The organism is Paenibacillus aurantiacus (assembly GCF_042431225.1).
In the GTDB taxonomy this organism is placed as follows: domain Bacteria; phylum Bacillota; class Bacilli; order Paenibacillales; family Paenibacillaceae; genus Paenibacillus_Z; species Paenibacillus_Z aurantiacus.
Window position 1 is genome coordinate 343,016 of sequence record NZ_JBHMDO010000047.1, and the last position, 22,722, is coordinate 365,737.

The window sequence follows — 22,722 nt, forward strand, 5'->3', positions numbered from 1 at the left end:
CACCTCAATTCCGAATCGGATGAGACCACTATAGCGCATTTACCTAAACGTGGCAAAGTTTTCGCGGGACTATCGGGCCAGCCAGCCGCCGTCCACGTTCAGCACGTGGCCGTTCATATAGTCCGACGCCGCAGAAGCGAGGAACACGACCGGCCCCTTCATATCGTCCGGCGTTCCCCAGCGCGCGGCCGGAATCCGGTCCGTAATCGACTTGTAACGGTTCTCGTCCGCCAGAATCGGCGCGGTATTGTTCGTCGTCATGTAGCCCGGCGCGATCGCATTGACCTGCACGCCGCGGCCGGCCCACTCATTGGCGAGCGCCTTCGTGATGCCCGCGACGCCGTGCTTGCTCGCCGTGTAGCCCGGCACGTTGATGCCGCCCTGATAAGTGAGCATCGAGGCGACGCTGATGATCTTGCCGCTGCCGCGCGCAAGCATCCCGCGCCCTACCAGCTGCGAGAGGAAGAAGACCGAATCGAGGTTGAGCGACACGACGTCGTGCCAATCCTGCCACGAATGCTCCGCCGCCGGCGTCCGGCGTATAATGCCCGCATTGTTCACGAGAATGTCGATGCCGCCGTAAAATTCCGTCGCTTGGGCGACGACGCCTTCAAGCAGCGACTCTTGGCTTAAGTCCGCCGCAATCAGCTCTGCCTTGCGTCCGAGCTCGCGCACGAGGCGCACCGTCTCCCGCGCTTCCGACGACGATACCGCGATAATGTCGGCGCCCGCTTCCGCCAGACCGATCGCCATCGCCTGACCCAGTCCGCCCGAAGCGCCCGTCACGAGCGCCCGCTTGCCGGTAAGATCGAATAAACTCATTTTATTGCCCTCCCGCATCTCCTTGTTCAACCTTCACATCGAACCCGGCCGCCCGGAACTGCGCCGCCGTCTCCGGCGAACAGCCCGCATCGGTCAAGATCGCGTCGACTTCGCCAAGCGTCGCGAACGTCCGCAGGGCGCTCTGGCCCAGCTTATGATGATCGATGACGCCATACACGCGTTCGCTTGATTCGATGATCGCGCGCTTGTATTCGATTAGATCATTCGTGTAGATCGTGAAGCCGTACTGCAAATGAACGCCCGTCGCGGCGATGAACGCCTTGCGGATGTTAAGCCCCCGAATATAAGCGGCTGCCTCCGGACCTGCCAGCATGTTGCGCACCCGGTAGCCACCGGGCACGACCAGCCGAATCTCGTCTTTGCGCAGCAGCTCGGCGATGATGTTCAGATCGTTCGTCACGACCGTGATCGGCGCGTTGTCCAGCCGCTTGGCGATCTCGAGCGTCGTGCTGCCGCCGTCGAGCGCGATAATATCGCCCGGCTCGATGTAGGAGAGTGCCAGCTCCGCGATCGACGCCTTCTCGACCTGGTGCTTCGCGAGCGCGCCCTTCGCCGAGAGAATCCCCAGCTGGTCGCCCTGCGCAAGCATCGCCCCGCCGTGGACGCGAAGCAGCAGCCCTTGCTCCTCCAGCTTCGCCAAATCCTCGCGGATCGTCTTGCCGGTGACGCCGAGCCGGTCGCTCAGCGCGTTCACGGTCACTTCCTTCTGCTCCAGGAGCGCCTCCATAATCATTTCATGCCGCCTTAGGGCGTTCATTGCCATCATCCGTTCTGCCTGATTTTCCTCTTATCTTAAGTCCTGCATCGCTACGGCGTCCATATCTTCGAAAATCTGGTTCTCGCCGGCCATGCCCCAAATGAACGTATAGTTGTTCGTGCCGACGCCGCTGTGGATCGACCAGCTCGGCGAGATGATCGCCTGCTCGTTGCGTACGACCAGATGGCGGGTCTCCTGCGGCTCGCCCATGTAATGGAAGACGACGCCGTCCTGCGGCATATCGAAGTACAGGTACACTTCCGAACGGCGGTTGTGCGTGTGGCACGGCATCGTGTTCCACATGTTGCCCGGCTTCAGCAGCGTCATGCCCATGACGAGCTGGCAGCTCTGCACGCCGCCGGTATGAATGTAACGGTAGATCGTACGCTCGTTGGAGTTCTGGATGCTGCCCAGATGGTTCGGCGATGCCTCGCTGATCGCGATGCGCGTCGTCGGATACGTCTTGTGGGCCGGCGCGGAATTCAGGTAGAACTTGGCCGGCGCATTCGCATCGTCGCTAGCAAAGATGACTTCCTGCGAGCCGAGGCCGATATACAGACCGTCTTTGGCGTCCATATTGTACACCGTGCCGTCAACCGTTACCGTGCCTTTGCCGCCGATGTTGATAATACCGATCTCGCGGCGCTCGAGGAAGTACGCAGAGCCCATTTCCTTCTTGTCGGCTTCCAGCGCGACCTTCTCGTTCACCGGCACGACGCCGCCGACGATGAAACGATCGACGTGCGAATACGTCAACACCAGCTCTTCCGCCTTGAACAGCGATTCGATCAGAAACTCCTGGCGCAGCCTCGAGGTATCGAAGCCTTTCACTTCATTGGGGTGGGACGCATAACGAATTTCCACGTTCACTCGCTCCTTTTAAGTTCATATAAGTTCATTTACGTTTAATTTAAACGAACACGAACGAAATGGCAACGTTTATTTTTGCCTCCCCCTTCCCCCTCCGCCGCAATGCTGTCAGGTTAAGAAGGGCCCCGCCCCTTTGACCCCACTTTTGTTGCTCCCTCCCCCTTCCCCCTCCGCTGAGGGGAACCAAAGGACTTCGCCCTCTGGACTCCCTTCTTCGTGCAGCCACTATGGCTCGCGGTCGGCGGGTTGACTTGAGCAGGGCACGCTTTTGTCCTGACGGACAAAGTTTCAGTGGGTTTTGAAGTTCTAAGACATAAGCCTTTCAACTATAGGGCCATGAGTGGCTTCACCTCTGGACTCCCTTCTTCGTGCAACCACCATTGTTCACGGTCGGCGGGTTGCTTCGAGCGGGGCACGCTTTTGTCCTGACGGACAAAGCTTACGTCTAATCCACAACCTCTTCTGGCAACATCATTTAGTGCGTAACACGCCTACACACAACAAAAAAAGCATCCTCCTAAACAGAAGATGCTCGCAGGCTTGCTATTCGATTAAAGATTGGGCGAGAATGCCCGGTCGGCCGGCAGCCGTTCCAATATAAGGCCTACCGTCTCTTCGATCGCCTTGTTCGTGACGTCGATAATCTCGCAGCCGACCATCTGCATGATCCGGTTCGCGTAGCGGAGTTCTTCTTCGACGCGAAGAGTCGTCGCATAGACCGAGCCCTTCGGCAGGCCGAGCGCTTTCAGGCGCTCCGTGCGGATGGACACGAGCTTCTCGGGATCCATCGTCAACCCGACGATCAGGCCGTTCCTGCGCCTGAGCAGCTCTTCTGGCACCGGAATCTCGGGCACGAGCGGCCAATTCGTCGCCCGGATGCCCTTGTGCGCCATATATAGGCAGATCGGCGTCTTCGACGTGCGCGACACGCCGATGAGGACGACGTCGGCCAGCGTAATGCCCCGCAGATCCTTGCCATCGTCGTAATGAACGGCGAACTCCATCGCCTCGATCTTGCGGTAATATTCGGCGTCGAGCGACTGATTGAGGCCCGGTATCCGGTTCGGCGTGTCCTCGAACGTGTCGACGAACGCTTGCATCATCGGACTGAGCACGTCGACGGCCCTTACGCCCCGCGCGCTCGCCTCCTCCCGCATCATCCCGTTCAACTCCGGCTGCACAAGCGTGTAAGCAATAACGCCACGGCAGCGCGCCGCTTCATCCACGATCGCACGCACCTCGTCCACGTGCTTGATATGCCCGTAACGTCTTAACTTGCCGCTCGTGAACGCGAATTGCCGCATCGCCGCCCGGACGACTGCCTCCGCGGTTTCGCCGACCGCGTCCGAGCAGATGAAGATATGCTGATTGTCCCGCACTCCCTCTCTACTCCTTTCCATATCAGACATCCGATTCGACCATTCTTCGGAGGATCGCCGTCTTCGATACCCAGCCAGCCACTTCGCGGTTGCCCGTCAGCACGGGCGCCCCATCCAAGCCGTGCGCCAGCATCGTCCGGACGGCCGAGCCGATGCTGTCTTCCGGCGACAGCGACGCCATGGCGGGCAACCAGGACATCGCCATTCCGACCGGCATGGCGCCGGCTTGGGGATTGCCGAGCGTAAGCTTCAGCAGATCCTTCGCGGTGACGATGCCGATGAAGCGCTTGTTCTCGTCCACGATGCAGATCGTCTCGGCATTCTCCAGAAAAAGCGTCACGACCGCTTCGTGCACGGACAGTGCGCTGGCAAGCACGGTCGGCTTCTCCAGCACTTCGCTCACGCTCATCCCCGTGCAGGAGGACTCCTGCGATTCGTAATCGGCGGCCTCTCCCGTGAAGTAACCGACCTTCGGTTTTGCGCTAAGTACATTAAGCATGACAAGCAGTGAGAGATCAGAGCGAATCGTGGCCCGGCTGATGCCCAATTGTTCGGCGATTTGATCGCCTGTAATGGGAGCCTGCTGGCGGACTAACTGCACAATATCGCGCTGGCGCGCTGTAAGTTCGATGTTCATACACCCCTTATGTCAGACATGTAACGCTTAGACATGTTATGTAACCATTAATACGATTTACGCGAGCGCAAAACTAGGCTTACGAACCGCGCATGAACTAGAGCTGGCCGCTGTCACTCCCGACGGCGGCCGGCGAGCGGGATTTGCGACGGGAGTCACGCTGCTTGAACGCCGAACTCGCATAGACGAGTCCGAACGACGATCGAAATCGCTCCCTCTCAAACCGCAAGTTAGTCGAAATTTACTTTCTCCATTCTACCACGCGTATTCACTGTCGAATATGATCGATTTATAGATCAGAATCATTCTCGTTTTTAAGAGATTCTAAACTTCGCGCCGCGGCGGACGAAATGATTCATATCGCGCGTATGTTAGGGCGTGGCGGCTCGTTTAAGCATGGCGTCCGCGGGCCGAATCGGATACACTTGACGCAAGGAGTGAGTGCCGTGACGAGCAAAAAGTTCACCGTGGCAGAAGCGAACGCGCTGCTGCCGCGACTGCAAGATGAGCTTACGCGTCTGCAGCGGCTGACGGCCACGCTTGAAGAGCGGCTGGCCGAGCTGAAGCGGATGAAAACCGGGTATGCCGGCTCTTCGGAGCGGCTGCCCGATGACCCCGACCCGTTCTTCGAACTCGAAGGCGAACTGGAATTTATGCGGATGGAGATGGAACTTGCGATCGGGAATTTCGAGCGTCAAGGCGTTCAGCTCAAAATGATTCATCCCGGTATTCTCGATTTCCCCGGCGAAGTAGACGGCCGCGACGTGCTGCTCTGCTGGAAGGAAGGCGAAGCTCGCATTACGCATTACCACGGCCCGGATGAAGGCTTCGCCGGACGCAAAATGCTCCCGGATGCTTAAGAAGGAGCCCCGGGAGCCGCATAACGCAGAAAAACCTCCTGTGCCGCCCTCGCGGATGGCACAGGAGGTTCTTCTATTTGCAAGGTATGGATCAAGAGGATTAATTCAACGAAATGATGCGGCCGGTCGCTTGCGATTCGAATGCTGCCAGAATCACTTTCAGCGATTTCAGCCCTTCTTCGCCGGAGATGCTCGGCGGCGTGTTCGTCGTGATCGACGTGATGAACGCGTCGATGACGCCGCTGGATTCTTGTTTGTCGTTCGTCGAGATTGCCCCGACTTTATACTTCTCGATCGTGCCGTCGCGAAGCTCCACGATGACTTGGTCGTCTGGATGCGTGCCGATTTTCATGACGCCGTTCTCGCACCAGAGGACGGTGCTGTTGTCTTCGCCCTTGTAGTACGTCCAGCTTGCAACGAGCGAGCCGATCGCGCCGCTCTTCATGCGGATGAGGCAGGTCGCGTTGTCGTCCACCTGCGTGCCGTCCTTGTGCAGCGTGCCGATGAAAGCGCCCACTTCGGACACTTCGTCGCTCAGCAGGTAACGGATCAGGTCGGACTTGTGAACGCCGAGATCGCCCATGGCGCCCATGATCGCATCTTCCTTCTCGAAGAACCAGCTGTTACGGCCGTCGACGCTCCAGCCCTCTGGACCTGGGTGACCGAACGACGTGCGGAACGTCAGCACTTTGCCGAGCTTGCCGCTATCTAGAATTTCTTTCGCTTTGACGTGCGGCGGCATCAGACGCTGGTTGTGGCCAACCATCAGGAACACGCCGTTCTTCTTGGCTGCCTCGATCATCGCGAACCCTTCTTCTTCCGTTGCGGCCATTGGCTTCTCGACGAGCACGTGCGCGCCAGCATTCGCCGCGTCGATGGATACCGGCGCATGGAGGACGTTCGGCAGGTTGACGCTGACCGCGTCCGGCTTCACTTGCGCGAGCATTTCCTTATAGTCGGTAAACGCCAGCGCGCCGTATTGGTCGGCATACGCCTGGGAGCGCTCCGCAACGACGTCCACGAATGCTACCAGCTCTACGTTCTCGTTCGCTGCATACTCCGGAATGTGGCGGTATTTCGAAATCGAGCCGCAACCGATGACGGCCACTCTTACTTTACTCATGCGTGTTCATTCTCCTTCGTTCAGATGGAATAGGCGTCTTATACGAGCGCCAAATAATTCTGTTTCACCCAGTTCAAGCTGTTCGCAATGCTCGCAAGCGGCGGGTTCTGGCAGTTGTCCTGCTCGACGATCAGCCATTCCACGCCCGCATCGGAAGCAGCCTTGACGACTTCGCCGAGGTTTACTTCGCCTTGGCCGAGCTCCAGCGTGATCATGCCGCCGTTCTCGTCGCGCGCGAAGTCCTTCAGATGCAGCAGCGGCAGGTTGCCGGCGTACTTGTTGATGTAGGCGATTGGATCTTGGCCGGCGAATTTCACCCAGCAGACGTCCATCTCCACTTTAATCGATTGTGGCGCGGCCGCATAGATCGCGTCGAATACGAACTGGCCGTCAATGCTCTCATGGAATTCGAAGTCGTGGTTATGATAGCCGAATACGAGCCCTTGCTTCGTTACTTCTTCGGCGGTTTCCTTCCAGAACGCGATATTGTTCTTCCAATCTTCAAGGTTGCGCGCTTCTTCGCTCACCCATGGACAGATCATGTAACCGGCGCCGATCGTCTTCAGGTAGTCGATTTGGCCTTGCAAGTCATTGCGCATCGCGTCCAGCGATACGTGCGCGCCAATCGCTTTCAGTCCGGTCTCTTCCAGAAGCGCTTTCATTTCGTCGGCGGACAAGTCGCCATAACCGGCGAATTCCACGCCCTCGTAGCCAAGCTCCGCGACTTTGCGCAGCGTGCCTGCGAAATCGGCAGCGGTTTCATTGCGAAGCGTGTACAGCTGTACGCCAATGCCCATTTTTCTCATACCGAAACACTCTCCTTGAGCGATGAAGTCTAGATCAATATAGTTCCATCTTAGCGCCCTTGGCGCGGACTGACCATAAACGATATAATTGAAACATCGATTATTTGGCTATCATTTTGAAGGGGAGGCATTATCCTTGTCATCCGTCGTCCTTACCTGCGGCTATTCTTACCATACGCAGCGCTTCCATGACCACTATAGCACAGGCCTGCCCTGCTACCTATTCCGGCTGCAAACCGAAGGCAGATGCGAGGCCGACATCGCAGGGCGGCGCGTATCGCTTGCGACCGGCGATCTGCTCATGCTGCCTCCGGGGACGGTATACGGGCTCCATGTCGGGGAGCAGAACGCCGCCGAAGGGAGCATTGCAAGCGGAGATTATTACCTGCTGACCGTCAGCGATTGGCTCGACGACTGGTGGGGACGCGCCGACAGGCCCCTGCTCGCCCGAATCGACCCTGACGAGAAGCTGCTCGGCTTGTGGCGACTGATGATCGCGGAGAAACGGCGTCAGGCGGACGAGAGCGAAGGTGGGCCTGTAAGCGGCGAGCTCATCGACTATTTGCTTCGGACGCTATGTCTCTATCTGGAGCGGGCCGTGACGGAGACGGCTGCTCCGAGCGCGCCGCCTCCGTTCGCCGTCCTTCGGCTGAAACGGTTTATCGAGGAGAACGCGACCGGCCGGTTCAAAATCGACGACGCCGCCCGACATGCCGGACTGTCGGTCTCGCGCGCCGTTCACTTGTTCAAGGAGCATGTCGGCCGCACGATGATGGACTACGCGACAGAGGTGCGGCTGTCCGCGGCGCTCGAGCGTATGAAATACACTTCCTTCTCGCTGCACCAAATCGCGGAGAACTGCGGCTTCGGGGAATATTCGTATTTCCATAAAGTGTTCAAGCTGCGATACGGCACGCCGCCCGGCGAATTCCGCAAGCGGATTCGGGAGAACGAGAGCGGCACGAATCTGTTGTAGCAGCCTGTCATCCGCCCTGCCCGTTTCGTCCCGAAGTATGAGTGGTATGGATTTAACCTAGACTGGTACTAGCAGGACGAATCGATGACAAGGAGCTGACACCATGATCAGAACAAGCAAGGTGAAACGGCTAACGCCATCCGTAAGGGGCGTGGCGCGTTTCATTCCGGAGAAATACAAGATGGTTGATTCGCGTGAAACGGATCAACGCTTGTATTTCAAGGTGAACCGGCTGACGCCGTCCTTTAAGGGCGTGGCGCGTTTCATTCCGGAGAAATTCAAGATGGTTGATTCGCGTGAAACATATCTACGCCCGTATTTGAACAAGGCTGCGCTTGTCCTTGCGCTTGCGGGCTTGATCGCGACGGCCGCTTGCCAGAACGATGAGAACAATTCCGCCGCGCCGACTGAGAACGCTACGAATACGGATGCGAACGGTGGAACGGCTGCGACTCCCGGAAACACTGGCAGCGACACCACCAACGGCAATTCCGCTGCTGTCAATAATGGCGCGACCGGTCAATCCGGCGCGGCTGGCGGTGGCACAGACACAAGCGGCGGCACGACGGCGGGTAGCGCGGGCGGCGGGACCAATGGGGCAGAGGGACAAGCCGACACCGGCAAACAGGTGAAGGAATTGCTCGCGCTGGCCGAGCAGGGCAAGGTGCCGGGCATCGAGTTCGCTGCACATACAGGCATGATCGACGAGGTCGAGAAGGCATGGGGCAAATCGGATCACGAGGAGTTCGTAGGCAAAGGCATGTATGCGACCTACAGCGCCAAGAACGCCGTCTTCGGCTATAACAAAGGCAGCCAAATCTTCGACGTGAGGTCCGACGATCCGAGCCTGCAGTCGCTGACGCTCGCGCAAATCGAAGCGGCGATCGGCAAGGCGGACGACCAGACGAAGAACGGCGATGACGATATCTATGTGTACAAAGCCGGCGAAGATTTCCAGCTCAAATTCATCATCCCGAAGTCGACCGGCACGGTGGATCACATCTCGGTCTACGCGCCGAAGGACGCGGTGAACAATATGGCCGGCTAGTAGGTCTCCCTCCCCCTTCCCCCTCCGCTGAGGGGAACCAAAGGGCTTCGCCCTCTGGACACCCTCTTCGTGCAGCCACAATGGTGCGCGGTCGGCGGGTCGGCTTGAGCTTGGCATGCTTTTGTCCTTGCGGACAAAGCTTCAGTGGGTTTTGAAGCAGATGCATGTCCACTATAGGCTATGGGTGGATCCGTTGCATAACTTCTCAAGCGACAAAAAATACTCCCGCATCGCCAACACGCGAAGCAGGAGTATTATTGCCGTCTATAAGATTTAGATTTCTTCCGCGACGAACCGGTTCGTCAGCGAGCCGAGCTTCTCGATCTCGATCGTCACCGTGTCGCCCGGCTGCAGATAGACGCGCTGGTCCTTCGGCAGACCGAGCACGACGCCCTCCGGCGTGCCTGTCAGGATAATATCGCCCGGTACGAGCGTCATATGGTGGGAGACGTAGCTGACGATTTCGTCGCAGCCGAAGATCATGTCCGACGTGTTCGAGTTCTGGCGCACCTCGCCGTTCACGACCGCGCGGATCGCCAAGTCGTTCGGATTGCCGACCTCGTCGGCCGTCACGAGATAGGGACCGAGCGGGCTGAAATCGTCGCAGCTCTTGCCGAGCAGCCACTGCTGCGTGCGCAGCTGCAGGTCGCGCGCGGACAGATCGTTGACCGCCGCATAACCGAACACGTAATCAAGCGCTTCTTCCTTGGCGACGTATTTCGCCTTCTTGCCGATGACGATGACGAGCTCCGCCTCGTAGTCGAGCTGCTTGGTTACTCTCGGAATGGCGATCGCTTTGCCGTTGCCGGTCAGCGTATTGTTGAATTTGTTGAACAGGATCGGGTATTCCGGAATGGCGGCCTTCGTCTCTTCCGCATGCTTCCGGTAGTTAAGCCCGATGCAGATGATTTTGTTCGGACGCGTGACGCAAGGTCCCCACTCGACCGACTGTTCATCAAGTACGTAGGCTGCGCCGGTGCTTGCTTCAAGACCGGCAATGTAAGTGCCAATCGCGTCGAGCGACTGCTGACCGCCTTCGATGACGGCCATCACGTCGGTCGGAACCGCCGTCTCCGCCGGATGCGCGGCAAGCGCCGCCTCCACGTCGATAATGCCTGCTTCCGTCTTCACGCCGAGCAGCTGCCGCCCGTCTCTTTCGATCGTGACTAATTTCATGGTTCGGTTGCCTCCTTGGATTCAATTGCTTGGATGGAGTGAGTTATGTCGCTGCATAGTAAAGTTTCGCTTGCAGTCTTCTCACATGGCGGTTTGTTACGCGTTCTTCCCGAACACGACGCCGCCGTCAATATAGAGCGGAGAGCCCATCATGAATTTCGATTCGTCCGACGCCAGGAACAATGCCGCCTTGGCTACGTCCTCCGGGAGCCCGATTTCGCAACTGAGCTGGCGCGACTTCAGTCCGTTGATCGCCGCCTCCGGATCCGCGTACGAGGTGCGAAGGTAGTTCTCCACGAACGGCGTCATAATCGTCCCCGGCAGCAGCGCGTTCACGCGAATGTTATACGGCGCGTAGTCGACCTGCATCGACTTGGTCAACGACAGCACCGCGCCCTTGGTCGCCGCGTAAACAGCGCGTCTGGCCAACCCGATCTCCGCGATGCAAGACGACATGTTGATGATCGAGCCGCTGCGGCGCTCCATCATGTAAGGAAGCACGTATTTGCTCGGGACATAGACGCCGCGCACATTGACGTTCACGACCTTATCCCACATCTCCGGCTCGATCTCATGCAGCGCGCCGACGCCGCTTATGCCGGCATTGTTGAACAGCACGTCGATGCGACCATAAGTCGCGATCACGCCATCCACCATCGGCTGCACCGAGGCCGGGTCCGTCACGTCAGCCTTGTAATAGACCGCCTCGCCGCCGGCTGCGCGGATATCCGCCGCCGTCTCTTCGCCTTTCTCCGCGGACAAATCGTTGACGATGACCTTCGCGCCTTCCGTGCCGAACAGCAGCGCCGTGCTGCGTCCGATGCCGGAACCCGAACCGGTAATCAAGATGACCTTATCCTTCAACCGCATCTTCCTTCATCCTCTCCGTCTGTGATCTTACATCCGGCCGGACAGACGCTTGGCAAGTCCCCGAATTTCGCGCACGGCTTGGTCCTTCTTCTCCGCCCAGCTGTGCATCGGCATCGAGCAGCTGACCGCGAACGCCGCCGTCCCTTCGCGGTCGAATACCGGCGCGGCCACGCAGTTGAAGCCCATGGCGGCTTCCTGAAGATCGTAAGCGATTCCTAACTCGCGCACCTCGCTTAGACGCGCAATCAGCTCGTCTCGATTCTGGATTGTATGGGCCGTGAGCGGCGCCAGCGTATCCGGGAGCAGCCGTTCAACCTCTTCCTTCGGCGAGAATGCGAGCATTGCCTTACCAAGCGCGGTCGCATGCGCAGGCAGACGCATGCCCGGTTCGGAGACGAGGCGAACTGGCGACGGCGCTTCCAATTTGTCCAGGTACAGTACTTCATGCTGCACGCGCTTCGCCAGCTGTACGCTCTCCCCCAGGCGCTGGAGCACGCGAGCAGCCTCTTCGCGGAAGACCGGCCGCATATCGAAGCTGCGCTGGTAGGCATAACCGAAGTCGCCAAGCGCCGGCCCGATCGCGTACGTGTCGCCTTCCTCGCGCTTCACCCAGCCTAGCGTCTCCATTGTAGCAAGCATGGTGAACATCGAGCTTTTGTTAATCTCCAGCCGGCGGGATAAATCGATCAGCTTCAGCGCGCCGGGTTCAGCGGCTATGGCGGCCAGCACATGATGCGCTTTCTCCAAAGCCGGCACCCAATATTTCGGTTTTTCGTTCGTCATGCCGTTTAATCCTCGCGTTTTGTGGTTTTTTATACAAAACCAAATTCATTATATAAAACCTATACTCATTATAGAATCGATTACCCAATGGCGGCAAGCAAAATTTGACTTTACGCCCGCCTGTTGCTGTAATGGAAGATGGAAATCTTTTTGGAGGCGAACCGACATGCTGTTTATCGATAACGGGGGCATTACCGACCCGACCTTGAATCTCGCGCTCGAAGAATATGTGCTGCGCAACCTGCCGATGGACGACAGCTACCTGCTGTTCTATATTAATGAACCGTCGATCATCATCGGCAAGAATCAGAACACGATCGAAGAGATCAATACGGATTACGTACACGAGCAAGGCATCCACGTCGTCCGCAGGCTGTCCGGCGGCGGCGCGGTCTACCACGACCTCGGCAACTTGAATTTCAGCTTCCTGACCCGCGACGACGGCGATTCGTTCCATAACTTCGCCAAGTTCACCCAGCCGGTCATCGACGCGCTGCGCAAGCTCGGGGTGAACGCGGAACTAAGCGGACGCAACGACATCCAAGTCGGCGAACGCAAAATTTCCGGCAACGCCCAATTCGCCTCGCGCGGACGGATGTTCAGCCACGGCACGCTCCTGTTCGACTCCGCGATGGAGAACGTCGCCTCGGCGCTGAAGGTGAAGCCGATCAAGATCGAATCCAAAGGCACCAAATCCGTGCGCGGCCGGGTGGCGAATATTTCGGAGTTTCTGGACGAGCCAATGACGACGGAGCAATTCCGCACGACGCTGCTGCGCGAGCTGTTCGGCTCCGAGCCGGCCGACGTTCCGCAATATAAGCTGAGCGAGCAGGAGTGGGAAGGCGTACGCAAGCTCGCCGAGGAGCGCTACCGCAATTGGGACTGGAACTACGGGCGTTCGCCGAAGTGCAACATCCAGAACGAGCGCAAATTCGTCTCCGGTATCATCGACGTCCGGCTCGATGTGGCGGAAGGTCGTATGGACCTCGTCAAGATTTACGGCGATTTCTTCGGCGTCGGCGAGATTGCCGAGATCGAAGAGCTGTTGACGGGCATCCGGTATGAGGAAGAAGCGATTCGTCAAGCGCTTGTTGGCGTTAATCTGAACACGTATTTCGGCAAATTAACGGAAGACGAGTTCGTGTCGCTGCTGCTGCTGCGGGATTAGAATACGGAGCAAAAGAAGAAAGGCTCGTCCGGGATCGCCGCGGACGAGCCTTTCTGACGTGCTGCACAATGGTATTGCGCGAATTGAAGTGAGATGGCGGCGGTATGCGACGTTCGGCAAAGGTGTAATGCGGTTTACACGACTCGTTCTTGTCCGCCTGACGCCGTCGACCTGAACGTCGTCAACAGCTGGCTCAGCTCCTCCGGCATGCTCAACATGGGTAAATGACCGCTCGGCAGGCTTACGGTACGCTGCGCTGCCAGATGAACCGCCATCCGATCCTGCAGCGCTTGGTCCAGCTCCTTGTCTTGCGTCAGCTTGACATACATGCGCGGCACCTCCGGCACGCCGGATTCACAAGCATCGGTATAGACGCGGACGGATTCCGGCGTGAATCCCGACATGACTCTCTGCGTTTGCTCGTCGGTCAGATCGTGGCATAGCCCTTGGCGAATGACCGCTACCGGCGGCTTCGTCCCGACCAGCCGCATCATTGCCGACAGGAGCATCCGTTTGGGCAACGGCTGCACGGACAAGAACGAACCGCCGTTTCTCGGAATCACCGCCCCGACCGCGACGAAGCCGGCGATCCGCTCCGGCATCTCCCGAGCGATTCGCAAGCCAATCACGCCGCCTAGCGAATGCGCGACCAGCACGAACCGCCGTACGCCCCACTGCTCGATTTGGCGCTGTACATGCTCGGCGTAATCGTTCAATGAGAGCCCGTTCTTCCCTGCATGCCCATTTCCCCTTCCGGGATATTCCGCAACCAGCGCCGGGCATGCCAGATGCGAGACGACATCTGCCCAAATCTCTTGTCCAAGCCCTGCGCCTGAAAGGAGGACTACGCCTACTTCACACTCGTTTACCTTTGTAACTGCACCATTCATCGTTTGTTCCCCCTTGAAGTGTACAGTCTTCTAAACACCCAAACCGCCACGACCGAACCGATCAGCGGCGCAAGCATGAATACCCACAGCTCATGGAACGCTTCCCCGCCTAGCCATAACGCCGGGCCCAAGCTGCGTGCCGGATTCACCGACGTTCCGGTCAGTCCGATGCCGAGGATATGGACGAACGCAAGCGTCAGTCCGATCACGACCCCTGCAAGCTTGGCCGTCGCCTCCGTCGCCGTCACGCCGAGCAGCGTGTACACGAAGACGAAGGTCAGAACAATCTCCACGATAATGGCCATCGACGCCGTAATGCCGATCCCATATCCAGGCCCATAGCCGTTCTGCCCCAGATCGGTCACGGCCTTGCCTGTCGATTCAATGATCGCGTACAACAAACCCGAAGCGAGTATACCGCCCGACAGCTGTGCCCCGATATAACCGCCCAAATCACGGCCGTTCAGCTTGCCCTGCAGAAACATCGCCAGCGACACCGCGGGATTCACGTGACAACCGGACACCGGCCCGATCACGTATGTCATGGCGATCAGCGATAAACCGAATGCGCACGCGACGCCTAAATTTCCGAGATCGCCCCCGGCGGTCGCCGAACTGCCGCATCCGAACAGGACCAGGACGAACGTTCCAACGCATTCAGCCGCGTATTTCCTCCACGTACGACCATTCATTCCCGCCGCCTCCTTTCGCCTTCTCTCTCAATCTATCGCGGGCATGCACGGAATATGACACCGCGTAAGAGCAGGCCAGTTCAGATCCGGACAGCGGCCATTGGTACACCACTCCGGCGCCTCGACCTCGTTCCGGCACAAAAGGGGAAATGATTCGGCGGAACCTTACACTTTTTACCGCCTTTCGCCGCTGGCATAATGAACGTAACAAGGCGAACAAAAAGCCGAACACGTCAGGAGGCCAAACGCGATGCGTTTGCACGAAGAATATATGATCGAGAAGTTGATGGAGTACGCGCGCGAGGAGCGGGAGCGTATGGAGCGCAGAGGGTTCTACAGGATGTGGAGCGAGACGACTAAACGAAGAAGAAAGGCTGCATTGCGGACGACGGCAATGCACTGGTTGGTCCGGTTGATCGGAATCAAGCGGTAATGGAAGCCGGCGAGACTTAAGGGAATCACGCGGATTGGGCTTGTTTGACAAAGGGATGCCGCTTTGATAGCATGGGCACGATATCAACAAATCGGCCCAGTCTGGCATGTGCCTTTCGTCCCGGTTCGGGACGCACCAGCAGGCTTAGCGCGGAGGTGAACGTTCTGCCGAATTCCAAGTTTTTTCGCGTCGGTTACGGCGTGCTGCTGATCTTTCTCATCATCTGGGTCGGCGTCAAAATCAAGTTTGTGTTTCACCCCGTTGCCGTCATGTTTCAAACGCTCTTCATACCGATCTTGTTATCGGGCACGCTGTACTACTTGATGCGCCCGCTGGTGCAATTCCTCTCTCGCCGCAAGGTGCCGCGCAGCGCCGCCATCCTGGTCATCTATCTATTGATCGTATGCTTATTCACGCTGCTCATCATCTACGCCGCGCCGCTCATTAAGAAGCAGTTCGTCGACCTTGGCGAAAGCATGCCGCACCTCGTGCAGACGGCCGTGCAGCGTGGATACGACCTGGCGGACAACGAATCATTCAACCAGTTCCTCGAGAGCTTCAGCCTCGACTTCAAGACGCTGCAGGACAAAGCGACTCAGTATGCGGACGTAGCCGTCAAGCTGGTCAGCACGAATATAACGGCCGTGTTCGGCTTCGTAGCCAATCTGGTGCTGCTGGCCGTCGTCATCCCGTTCGTCCTGTATTATTTCCTGAAGGACGGAGAGAAAATGAGCGCCGGCTTCTTGAAGGTCGTACCAGTTAAGAACCAGACGCTCGCGCGCAAGCTGCTCTCCGAGATGGACCAAACGATCGCAACGTACGTCCGGGGGCAGATCACGGTTGCCATCTGCGTCGGCGTTCTGCTCTTGATCGGCTATTTGATCATCGGTATCGATTATGCGGTGCTGCTCGCGCTCGCGGCGATGCTGACGAATGTCATTCCGTATGTCGGCGCGTTCATCGCCGCGGTCCCGGCCGTGCTGGTCGCTTCGGTCGACTCGCCGATGATGATCGTCAAGGTGCTCGTCGTCATGCTCATCGCGCAGCAGATAGAGGGTAATCTGATCTCGCCGCAAATAATGGGCAAGCAGCTTGAAATCCACCCGCTCACGATTATTCTGCTTCTGCTGGTCGCGGGCACGCTTGTCGGGCCGCTTGGCTTGCTGCTCGCCGTTCCGATCTACGCCATCGCCAAGATCATTGTCGTCCAGATATATCGGTTCATCAAGCTGCGCACCGAAGCGGAGCCCGATCTGGCGGACGAACCGCCGATCTAACCGCTGATAGCAATTGACAATCGAGCTTCGCGCATAACGCAAGGGCGTCCGAGCGACAATAGTAGCGGACCTCGGGCGAAGCGTCTAGCCTTCAACCTTGAGGGAGTCAACGAACTCATGCCAATTCGTTCATTACGAAAGGAGCAAACCTCATGTCCAGTTCGCAAGGCCGTCGCGAAAGCGCTTGGAAAAGCCGCAAGCAAAACCAAAAGCCTCACGGCAAAATAAAAAGTCTCGCGGAACTGTCTGACGAAAGCTCCTCCGGCGAAGCGGGCTTCCGCAACCACGAGTAACGCCGAACAATTCGGAACGTGCTGTGCCGTTAGCGGCGGCGCAGTGCCGTTCCCCTTCGGGTCCAAACAAGCTGTAATTGCCAAAAAAGCTGCGCCCGTCGCGCCGCAACCTCTTGGTTGCGACGCTTCGGTGCGCAGCTTTTTGCATATCCACTCTATCCGCTATCGGATCACTGTCTTGTTCTTGCCCGTCTTCTTCGCCTCGTATAGCGCCGCGTCGGCAACTTGGAAGAAGTCGGCCTTGCTCTCGCCTTGCGCGAAGTCATGAAGCCCGATGCTGATGGTGACCGACTTGCCTCCCATCTCCTCGAACTTCACCTCGGCAACCGCCCGGCGTATTGCCTCGACGACCATGAGCGACTGTTCGAGCGGCTTCAGTGTAAGTAGGACGATGAACTCCTCGCCGCCGTATCTCGCCGCGAAATCGTCCGCTTCCATATGATCGCGAATAATCTCGGCTACGCGTCGAAGCACGATGTCGCCAACCCAATGACCATACGTATCGTTCACCTGCTTAAAGTTGTCGACGTCCATCATCGCCACCTGCAGCGGGAATTCGCTTCGCTGCTGCTGTTCGGCCAGCTTCTCCGCATACTCGTGGTACGTCTTGTGATTATACAGCTCTGTCAACGCGTCGATTTTATTCATCCGGTCCATCATGGCGTTCTTGACGAGCAGCTCCTGCACCGATTTATGCGACTTCTCCAGCACCGCGAACAAATCGCTACCACGCTTCAGTACGCCCGCTCCACAGAGAGCCGCGACGAGCAGGACGAAGGCAACGATCGCCACCTCGCAAAAAAACGGGAGTGTCTGCCGGCCGGGCAATAACCCGAACAGCAACGCCAAATACAACCAGTTGACGCCCAGCGAGATGTAAATATAGCTCGACTTCAGCATGAACATGCCAGCTAGCATGGGGAGCAGAAGAATGGCGAGCGCGCCGGGCAGTTTCTCGCTCAGGAACAACGCCAGCGTCATGGCCAGCGCCATCCCCGTGATGAAGATCGCCGTGTCCTTGCGCTCTGGCCAGATGCGCATGACCGCTTCCAGGGTACCTAGGAGGACGACCATTATGACGTCTGGCATCCACACATACTGCTTCAAATAACGCGATGCGTCGAACGCATCGGACAATCGATCCGAGATGACGTACACGGCGACTTGTCCGAGAAGCGTGACGGCCAACGTGATCCAATACCCGTACACGACCATTCTCATCCACTTGTCCGACGCTTGAACGGACGACGGGCGCTCATTGCGCATTCCTCTACCTCCACACATCTAGCTGAACCTAAGCCGCTGGCCGCATCCGACTCAAGTCTTCGAACGCCTGCCCAGATTGCTTTCCTCTCTTATTCTACTTTGTTCGACATTATTCCTGCTTGTTCCCCGATTTCCTTTCCTCCGCCTTGTTGTTCCCTCCTCCTTCCCCCTCCGCCGAGGGGAACCAGAGGACTTCGCCCTCTGGACTCCCTTCTTCGTGCTGGCACGTTTGTTCGCGGTCGGCGGTTGGGCTTGAGCGTGGCACGCTTTGTCCTGGCGGACAAGGCTTCATGCGTACGTGGGAACATCTTTAAGACACCAGGAAGTGCCGCGACTTGCGGCTCCTTCGCACTATCATCAAAAAAAGCACCCGCGTGCAGCGAATGCCGCACGCGGGTGCTCAATAAATGAAGATCTTCGGTCTTATTCGAAATAAACGGCTTTGCCCGTCTTGGAGGATTCATAGATCGCTTCGAGAATCTCGGATACGACCAATGCCTGCTCCGGCGTCACGACCGGGTCCTTGTCATTGAGCACCGCATCGATCCAAGCGCGCGCTTCAAGCTCGGCCGGATCTTCGCTGGCACCCTCGTAGAACGCCACGCCGCCGCTGTTAAGCTCGATATCCTTCGTATAGAGGCGGCTATTCTCTTCGCCATTGATGCGAAGCCCTTGCTTCATGTCCGCGCCTGCTTTCGTGCCGCACAGCGTCACTTTCGCTTCATCGACTTCAAGGGAATTGAGCGCCCAGCTGGATTCCAGCACGATCGATGCGCCATTCTCCATCGTAATCATCGCGAATGCCGAATCCTCGACCGTGAACTTAGCCGGATCCCATGGTCCCCACGCGTTGGCCGCGTTCTCGTTCTGAGACAGCTTGTGGTAGGCGCGTCCAAGGACGACCTTCGGCTTGTAGTTGTCCATCATCCACAGCGCAAGATCAAGCGCGTGCGTGCCGATGTCGATGAGCGGTCCGCCGCCTTGCTTCTCCTCGTCGAGGAATACGCCCCAGGTCGGTACCGCGCGTCTGCGGATTGCGTGCGCCTTGGCGAAGTATACCTCGCCCAGCTCTTCCCGGGCGCAAGCTTCCTTCAAGTAGCGGGAATCCGCGCGGAAACGGTTCTGGTAGCCGATGCTCAGCTTCTTGCCTGTGCGCTTGGCCGCTTCCAGCATCAGACGCGCGTCTGCAGCCGTCTTCGCCATTGGCTTCTCGCACATGACATGCTTGCCTGCTTCAAGCGCCGCGACCGTAATTTCGGCATGGGAATCGTTCGGGGTGCAAATATGTACCACTTCGATCGTTTCGTCTTTCAACAGCTCGCGGTAATCCGTGTAGACAGCCGCTTCGCTTGTGCCGAACGTCTCTTTTGCTTTCGCCGCGCGTTCTTCTACGATGTCGCAGAATGCGACCATTTGCGCTTCGGCGACTTTCGCAAGCGCCGGCATATGTTTGCCGTTCGCGATCCCGCCGCAGCCGATTATGCCGATGCGTACTTGTGCTTTTGCCATTGGTTTACCCTCCAAGGTCCGGTTTCTAGCGCCGTACCGTAATTTTGCGTTGTGCCATTGAACCTCAATGAACTAAAATAAGTATAGTCCAAACAGGCGTTTATTAGAAATCGCGTATCTTGCGAACGTTTTATGCCATTTTGTTGTTGCAGGGGTGATCACATGGAATTCTACAACGAGAAGGTCGTTTATGAAAACCCTCTCTTGTCTCTTAAAATATTTCAATCCGAACGCACGCATGATTTTTATATCAATTGGCATCACCATCGGGAGCTCGAGCTGCTGCTCGTCACGGACGGCATTCTGGACGTGTACATCGACGACGAAAGCGTCCGTCTGGAGGCTGGCGATGTGGCGATCATCGGTGCCAACCAGCTGCACCGCGACCGCAGCATCGGCGTGCCGATGCATTACATCGTGCTGCAATTCGACCTGGAGCAATTTTTCGACCATAGCTCCATGCCGTACATGCGGTTCTTCTCCGAGACGAAGAATCCGCTCAGCCAAGCGAACTATATCTTCCGGGAGAATGCCGATGCGAAGGCGGAAGCCGCCGACTGCATCCGTTCGATTCTGCACGAGGCGACGACCAAGCAGACCGGCTACGAGCTGGCCGTCAGCATGCTGATCAAGAAGCTGCTGCTGCTGTTCATCCGCAGCGACACGAAAAAGACGCTCGCGGAGAGCGAGGACTTCGACCGGGCGCGGCTGCGCGGCGTGCTCGATTATGTCGAGGCGCATCTGACCGATCGCATCCAGGTTGAGGAAGTGTGCAAGCTGGCCAACATGAGCTATTATTATTTCGTCAAATTTTTCAAGAAGGCGATCGGCCTTTCGTTCACCGAATATGTGAATTATCGTAAGATCAAATGGGCTGAGCGCATCCTCCTCACCAAAGATATGAGCGTCTCGGAAGTGGGCGACCGGATCGGCATGCCGAATATGGCGCATTTCTACAAAATGTTCAAAAAATACAACGACTGCTCGCCGAAGCAGTTCCAGAAGCGGATGCTCGCTTGGAATCGGCAATAAAGCCCGCGTTCGTCTCCTTTCGAGGCGGACAGCGGGCTTTTCTTTTTCGTAAATCGGGCAACAATTCGCAAATCTAATTCGTCTAGTCAATACCCAGTTATTTTCCATATATAAGGAGCGATAATGATATGCTTAAGAAAAAATGGTTAGCGCTTGCCCTCACCGCCCTCTGTGCGGCTGGCCCCTCTTCTGCCTATGCAGCTGTACAAACGAATGCCCTGTCGATCGAATATGCAAACAGCATGCATAAAAGCTTGGAGCAGTCCGATTATGTCATCCGCCAAGGCCGCATTTACGTATCGCCGCTTTATCTATCGATAGCGCTGCCGATTCAGACGGTGTCCAAAGGCATCGACTGGCATACCGAAACGCAGACCTTATCCATATCCGCATACAATCCGGACGCCATCGGAGAGCGCAGCGAAGGCTTCACGATCAAAGCGGGCGAACGCGCTTTCCAAGATCACGTGAGAGACGAGCGGTATGAGATCGCCGAAGATCTGCTGCTCGCGAACAAGCGCGTCTATCTGCCCTTACGCGCCATTGCCGAAGCGTACGGCTATTCAGTCGAGTATGACGCAGCTAATCGCGGCAAATCCGTCATTCGCATAACGGGTGAATCAGATAAATAATGACGGCCTAGCTATCATACAACGGCAGTGGCTGACCTTGCGAGAGTAATAGTTCGTTCTTCACCCAATAAGAAAGTTCAAACCTGACGTCTGTCTGCGCAAGATAAAGAGCCGTGGGATTTGCAATCCACGGCTCTTCATGAATTTTTCGGATATACGCTCGTCCATCACCAGTGTCAACCCGAACGTGAACGAAGAAGCATTAATCATCGTCCCGATTCGATCGTTCCCCTGCATCGTCATCCTCGTCATCGATGAACGTATGCTCGATATTGTCCATAATTTCCTCGACGACCGGATCGATCGAATCCGTCGCCGATATATCCTCCCGATACGGAAAAATCGGAATCCCGGCCGTATCGACGGCCGTCTGGTCATCACCCTTCTTGCCTGTTTCGTTCGGCTTCATGCGAATCATCTCCTTTATGTGCAGCCCTTGGAAGCATTTGGTCTAGGTTTCCCCGGCTGTTAATCGGATATGTAAGCCAATTCTAGCTGTATCTTATTTTACAGCGATCGGACAGGTTCGAAACAAGACGCGACGCCACGGCTGCAAGCAAGAACGCGGTCGCAACGCAAAAAGCCCGGCCGTCTATTTGGACGAACCGAGCTTCTTTGGCATGACGAGTTTGTAGCCGACCCCGCGGATCGATTCGATCTGTACCGACTGCTGGCCGAGCTCGAGCTTCTTGCGCAGCGAGCTGACATGCACATCGACCGTGCGTTGTCCGCCAATGTAGTCGAAGCCCCAGACGACGTTCATCAGGTCGTCTCGGGTAATGACCATGCCGGGACGCTGCACGAGATAAAGCAGCACTTCGAATTCCTTCGGACGAAGCGGCACGGTCTCGCCGGCCAGAATGACTTCGTACCGTTCCGGGAAAATGGACAGCTCGCCGGCCATAATGACTTTATCCGTTGATTCCGATGCCTTGCCGTCCTGCTCCGGCCCCGTGCGCCGCAGCACGGCCGAAACGCGGGCGAGCAGCTCCGCGACGCCGAACGGCTTCGTAATATAATCGTCGGCGCCGCGCTTGAGCCCCTGCACGACTTCCTCCTCGGCGTTGCGCGCCGTCAGGACGATCACCGGCGTGCCATTGCCGCTTTGGCGCAGACGCGATAGAATCTCGAATCCGTTCATGCCTGGCAGCATAATATCCAGAATAATAAGGTCGAACGAACGCTGCAACGCAGTCTGCAGCCCTTCGACGCCATGCTCGATTACCGTTGTGTCGTACCCTTCTTGCGTCAGGTTGTAGGAAAGCAATCGCGCGAGCGTCGGTTCGTCTTCGATGACTAGCACCTTTTGCGACATGAGAACCCCCAAGTTTCGCAGTGTTTTGCAATATTTTTGGCTTCTTTACAAGCCAATCATATCATTCTATGAAGAGCGGGTAAACCT

General features: G+C 57.3%; 25 protein-coding genes. 9 read left to right on the top strand and 16 right to left on the bottom strand.

Annotation, left to right across the window (positions count from 1 at the left end; translation table 11 throughout):
• Nucleotides 1-69 precede the first annotated feature (69 nt).
• From kduD to ACFFSY_RS29830, 5 genes are all read right to left on the bottom strand, one after another.
• A complete protein-coding gene (gene kduD / locus ACFFSY_RS29810; RefSeq protein ID WP_377501093.1) occupies nucleotides 70-822 on the bottom strand; it encodes a 2-dehydro-3-deoxy-D-gluconate 5-dehydrogenase KduD in 753 nt (250 codons plus the stop codon).
• A gap of 1 nt (nucleotide 823) precedes the next feature.
• On the bottom strand, nucleotides 824-1,600 hold the full coding sequence (locus tag ACFFSY_RS29815; protein ID WP_377501095.1) for a DeoR/GlpR family DNA-binding transcription regulator: 777 nt from the start codon (nucleotides 1,598-1,600) through the stop codon (nucleotides 824-826).
• Between the two features lie 30 nt (nucleotides 1,601-1,630).
• The gene (kduI, locus tag ACFFSY_RS29820; protein ID WP_377501097.1) at nucleotides 1,631-2,464 is read right to left on the bottom strand and encodes a 5-dehydro-4-deoxy-D-glucuronate isomerase; all 834 of its coding nucleotides are present in this window, start codon (nucleotides 2,462-2,464) and stop codon (nucleotides 1,631-1,633) included.
• A gap of 557 nt (nucleotides 2,465-3,021) precedes the next feature.
• On the bottom strand, nucleotides 3,022-3,849 hold the full coding sequence (locus ACFFSY_RS29825) for a pyruvate, water dikinase regulatory protein (protein WP_377501099.1): 828 nt from the start codon (nucleotides 3,847-3,849) through the stop codon (nucleotides 3,022-3,024).
• A gap of 22 nt (nucleotides 3,850-3,871) precedes the next feature.
• Nucleotides 3,872-4,486 (bottom strand): CBS domain-containing protein, encoded by a 615-nt coding sequence (locus ACFFSY_RS29830; RefSeq protein ID WP_377501101.1) that lies wholly within the window; start codon nucleotides 4,484-4,486, stop codon nucleotides 3,872-3,874.
• 446 nt (nucleotides 4,487-4,932) lie between these two features.
• Here ACFFSY_RS29830 and ACFFSY_RS29835 point away from each other — a divergent pair, with 446 nt between their 5' ends.
• Nucleotides 4,933-5,346 carry a DUF2203 domain-containing protein gene (locus tag ACFFSY_RS29835; protein ID WP_377501103.1) on the top strand — a complete coding sequence of 138 codons (414 nt, stop codon included), beginning with the start codon at nucleotides 4,933-4,935 and terminating at the stop codon, nucleotides 5,344-5,346.
• A 100-nt stretch (nucleotides 5,347-5,446) separates the two neighbouring features.
• On the opposite strand, the gene ACFFSY_RS29840 is transcribed toward ACFFSY_RS29835, so the two are convergent.
• Entirely contained in the window at nucleotides 5,447-6,469 is a 1,023-nt protein-coding gene (locus ACFFSY_RS29840) for a Gfo/Idh/MocA family protein (protein ID WP_377501105.1), read from the bottom strand.
• A gap of 38 nt (nucleotides 6,470-6,507) precedes the next feature.
• Nucleotides 6,508-7,275, bottom strand: a complete 768-nt coding sequence (locus tag ACFFSY_RS29845; RefSeq protein WP_377501107.1) for a sugar phosphate isomerase/epimerase family protein — start codon at nucleotides 7,273-7,275, stop codon at nucleotides 6,508-6,510.
• A 136-nt stretch (nucleotides 7,276-7,411) separates the two neighbouring features.
• Between ACFFSY_RS29845 and ACFFSY_RS29850 the strand changes: the two genes are divergently transcribed.
• Complete coding sequence (locus ACFFSY_RS29850; RefSeq protein WP_377501109.1) at nucleotides 7,412-8,251, top strand: helix-turn-helix transcriptional regulator; 840 nt, start codon at nucleotides 7,412-7,414, stop codon at nucleotides 8,249-8,251.
• Between the two features lie 103 nt (nucleotides 8,252-8,354).
• Nucleotides 8,355-9,299, top strand: a complete 945-nt coding sequence (locus ACFFSY_RS29855; RefSeq protein ID WP_377501111.1) for a YjgB family protein — start codon at nucleotides 8,355-8,357, stop codon at nucleotides 9,297-9,299.
• A gap of 273 nt (nucleotides 9,300-9,572) precedes the next feature.
• On the opposite strand, the gene ACFFSY_RS29860 is transcribed toward ACFFSY_RS29855, so the two are convergent.
• The 3 genes from ACFFSY_RS29860 to ACFFSY_RS29870 all read right to left on the bottom strand — a co-directional run bounded on the left by ACFFSY_RS29860 (nucleotide 9,573) and on the right by ACFFSY_RS29870 (nucleotide 12,128).
• Nucleotides 9,573-10,475, bottom strand: coding sequence for a fumarylacetoacetate hydrolase family protein (locus ACFFSY_RS29860; RefSeq protein ID WP_377501113.1), 903 nt, complete (start codon nucleotides 10,473-10,475; stop codon nucleotides 9,573-9,575).
• A gap of 96 nt (nucleotides 10,476-10,571) precedes the next feature.
• A complete protein-coding gene (locus ACFFSY_RS29865) occupies nucleotides 10,572-11,345 on the bottom strand; it encodes an SDR family NAD(P)-dependent oxidoreductase (protein WP_377501115.1) in 774 nt (257 codons plus the stop codon).
• Between the two features lie 27 nt (nucleotides 11,346-11,372).
• Nucleotides 11,373-12,128, bottom strand: a complete 756-nt coding sequence (locus ACFFSY_RS29870) for an IclR family transcriptional regulator (RefSeq protein WP_377501117.1) — start codon at nucleotides 12,126-12,128, stop codon at nucleotides 11,373-11,375.
• A 166-nt stretch (nucleotides 12,129-12,294) separates the two neighbouring features.
• Between ACFFSY_RS29870 and lplA the strand changes: the two genes are divergently transcribed.
• Nucleotides 12,295-13,296, top strand: coding sequence for a lipoate--protein ligase (lplA, locus tag ACFFSY_RS29875; protein WP_377501119.1), 1,002 nt, complete (start codon nucleotides 12,295-12,297; stop codon nucleotides 13,294-13,296).
• A gap of 134 nt (nucleotides 13,297-13,430) precedes the next feature.
• Here the strand turns inward: lplA and ACFFSY_RS29880 are convergent, their stop codons facing one another.
• Nucleotides 13,431-14,186, bottom strand: coding sequence for an alpha/beta fold hydrolase (locus ACFFSY_RS29880; protein ID WP_377501121.1), 756 nt, complete (start codon nucleotides 14,184-14,186; stop codon nucleotides 13,431-13,433).
• On the bottom strand, nucleotides 14,183-14,878 hold the full coding sequence (locus ACFFSY_RS29885; protein WP_377501123.1) for an MIP/aquaporin family protein: 696 nt from the start codon (nucleotides 14,876-14,878) through the stop codon (nucleotides 14,183-14,185). The genes ACFFSY_RS29880 and ACFFSY_RS29885 overlap by 4 nt, the downstream gene beginning before the upstream one ends.
• A gap of 250 nt (nucleotides 14,879-15,128) precedes the next feature.
• On the opposite strand from ACFFSY_RS29885, the gene ACFFSY_RS29890 reads away from it, so the two are divergent.
• From ACFFSY_RS29890 to ACFFSY_RS29900, 3 genes are all read left to right on the top strand, one after another.
• Nucleotides 15,129-15,311 (top strand): hypothetical protein, encoded by a 183-nt coding sequence (locus ACFFSY_RS29890; protein ID WP_377501125.1) that lies wholly within the window; start codon nucleotides 15,129-15,131, stop codon nucleotides 15,309-15,311.
• Nucleotides 15,312-15,466: 155 nt separating this feature from the next.
• Entirely contained in the window at nucleotides 15,467-16,588 is a 1,122-nt protein-coding gene (locus tag ACFFSY_RS29895; protein ID WP_377501127.1) for an AI-2E family transporter, read from the top strand.
• Nucleotides 16,589-16,740: 152 nt separating this feature from the next.
• Entirely contained in the window at nucleotides 16,741-16,881 is a 141-nt protein-coding gene (locus tag ACFFSY_RS29900; RefSeq protein WP_377501129.1) for a DUF6254 family protein, read from the top strand.
• 162 nt (nucleotides 16,882-17,043) lie between these two features.
• Here ACFFSY_RS29900 and ACFFSY_RS29905 read toward each other — a convergent pair whose 3' ends face one another.
• Both ACFFSY_RS29905 and ACFFSY_RS29910 read right to left on the bottom strand, forming a co-directional pair.
• A complete protein-coding gene (locus ACFFSY_RS29905; protein ID WP_377501131.1) occupies nucleotides 17,044-18,147 on the bottom strand; it encodes a GGDEF domain-containing protein in 1,104 nt (367 codons plus the stop codon).
• 423 nt (nucleotides 18,148-18,570) lie between these two features.
• Nucleotides 18,571-19,656: a Gfo/Idh/MocA family protein gene (locus ACFFSY_RS29910; RefSeq protein WP_377501133.1), complete on the bottom strand. Its 1,086-nt coding sequence runs from the start codon at nucleotides 19,654-19,656 to the stop codon at nucleotides 18,571-18,573.
• Nucleotides 19,657-19,818: 162 nt separating this feature from the next.
• Between ACFFSY_RS29910 and ACFFSY_RS29915 the strand changes: the two genes are divergently transcribed.
• Nucleotides 19,819-20,688 (top strand): helix-turn-helix domain-containing protein, encoded by an 870-nt coding sequence (locus ACFFSY_RS29915; protein WP_377501135.1) that lies wholly within the window; start codon nucleotides 19,819-19,821, stop codon nucleotides 20,686-20,688.
• Between the two features lie 128 nt (nucleotides 20,689-20,816).
• Entirely contained in the window at nucleotides 20,817-21,320 is a 504-nt protein-coding gene (locus ACFFSY_RS29920; protein ID WP_377501137.1) for a stalk domain-containing protein, read from the top strand.
• A gap of 202 nt (nucleotides 21,321-21,522) precedes the next feature.
• Here the strand turns inward: ACFFSY_RS29920 and ACFFSY_RS29925 are convergent, their stop codons facing one another.
• The gene (locus tag ACFFSY_RS29925; protein ID WP_377501139.1) at nucleotides 21,523-21,729 is read right to left on the bottom strand and encodes a hypothetical protein; all 207 of its coding nucleotides are present in this window, start codon (nucleotides 21,727-21,729) and stop codon (nucleotides 21,523-21,525) included.
• Between the two features lie 183 nt (nucleotides 21,730-21,912).
• Nucleotides 21,913-22,635, bottom strand: a complete 723-nt coding sequence (locus ACFFSY_RS29930) for a response regulator transcription factor (protein WP_377501141.1) — start codon at nucleotides 22,633-22,635, stop codon at nucleotides 21,913-21,915.
• Nucleotides 22,636-22,722: the final 87 nt, after the last annotated feature.

Coding starts and splice junctions, on each gene's coding strand:
- ACFFSY_RS29845 (WP_377501107.1), bottom strand. CDS start 7,275: ATGAGAAAAATGGGCATTGGCGTACAGCTGTACACGCTTCGCAATGAA.
- ACFFSY_RS29855 (WP_377501111.1), top strand. CDS start 8,355: ATGATCAGAACAAGCAAGGTGAAACGGCTAACGCCATCCGTAAGGGGC.
- ACFFSY_RS29930 (WP_377501141.1), bottom strand. CDS start 22,635: ATGTCGCAAAAGGTGCTAGTCATCGAAGACGAACCGACGCTCGCGCGA.
- ACFFSY_RS29870 (WP_377501117.1), bottom strand. CDS start 12,128: ATGACGAACGAAAAACCGAAATATTGGGTGCCGGCTTTGGAGAAAGCG.
- ACFFSY_RS29865 (WP_377501115.1), bottom strand. CDS start 11,345: ATGCGGTTGAAGGATAAGGTCATCTTGATTACCGGTTCGGGTTCCGGC.
- ACFFSY_RS29925 (WP_377501139.1), bottom strand. CDS start 21,729: ATGAAGCCGAACGAAACAGGCAAGAAGGGTGATGACCAGACGGCCGTC.
- ACFFSY_RS29900 (WP_377501129.1), top strand. CDS start 16,741: ATGTCCAGTTCGCAAGGCCGTCGCGAAAGCGCTTGGAAAAGCCGCAAG.
- ACFFSY_RS29880 (WP_377501121.1), bottom strand. CDS start 14,186: ATGAATGGTGCAGTTACAAAGGTAAACGAGTGTGAAGTAGGCGTAGTC.
- ACFFSY_RS29920 (WP_377501137.1), top strand. CDS start 20,817: ATGCTTAAGAAAAAATGGTTAGCGCTTGCCCTCACCGCCCTCTGTGCG.
- ACFFSY_RS29915 (WP_377501135.1), top strand. CDS start 19,819: ATGGAATTCTACAACGAGAAGGTCGTTTATGAAAACCCTCTCTTGTCT.
- ACFFSY_RS29905 (WP_377501131.1), bottom strand. CDS start 18,147: ATGCGCAATGAGCGCCCGTCGTCCGTTCAAGCGTCGGACAAGTGGATG.
- ACFFSY_RS29910 (WP_377501133.1), bottom strand. CDS start 19,656: ATGGCAAAAGCACAAGTACGCATCGGCATAATCGGCTGCGGCGGGATC.
- ACFFSY_RS29885 (WP_377501123.1), bottom strand. CDS start 14,878: ATGAATGGTCGTACGTGGAGGAAATACGCGGCTGAATGCGTTGGAACG.
- ACFFSY_RS29890 (WP_377501125.1), top strand. CDS start 15,129: ATGCGTTTGCACGAAGAATATATGATCGAGAAGTTGATGGAGTACGCG.
- kduD (WP_377501093.1), bottom strand. CDS start 822: ATGAGTTTATTCGATCTTACCGGCAAGCGGGCGCTCGTGACGGGCGCT.
- lplA (WP_377501119.1), top strand. CDS start 12,295: ATGCTGTTTATCGATAACGGGGGCATTACCGACCCGACCTTGAATCTC.
- ACFFSY_RS29815 (WP_377501095.1), bottom strand. CDS start 1,600: ATGAACGCCCTAAGGCGGCATGAAATGATTATGGAGGCGCTCCTGGAG.
- ACFFSY_RS29830 (WP_377501101.1), bottom strand. CDS start 4,486: ATGAACATCGAACTTACAGCGCGCCAGCGCGATATTGTGCAGTTAGTC.
- ACFFSY_RS29840 (WP_377501105.1), bottom strand. CDS start 6,469: ATGAGTAAAGTAAGAGTGGCCGTCATCGGTTGCGGCTCGATTTCGAAA.
- ACFFSY_RS29860 (WP_377501113.1), bottom strand. CDS start 10,475: ATGAAATTAGTCACGATCGAAAGAGACGGGCGGCAGCTGCTCGGCGTG.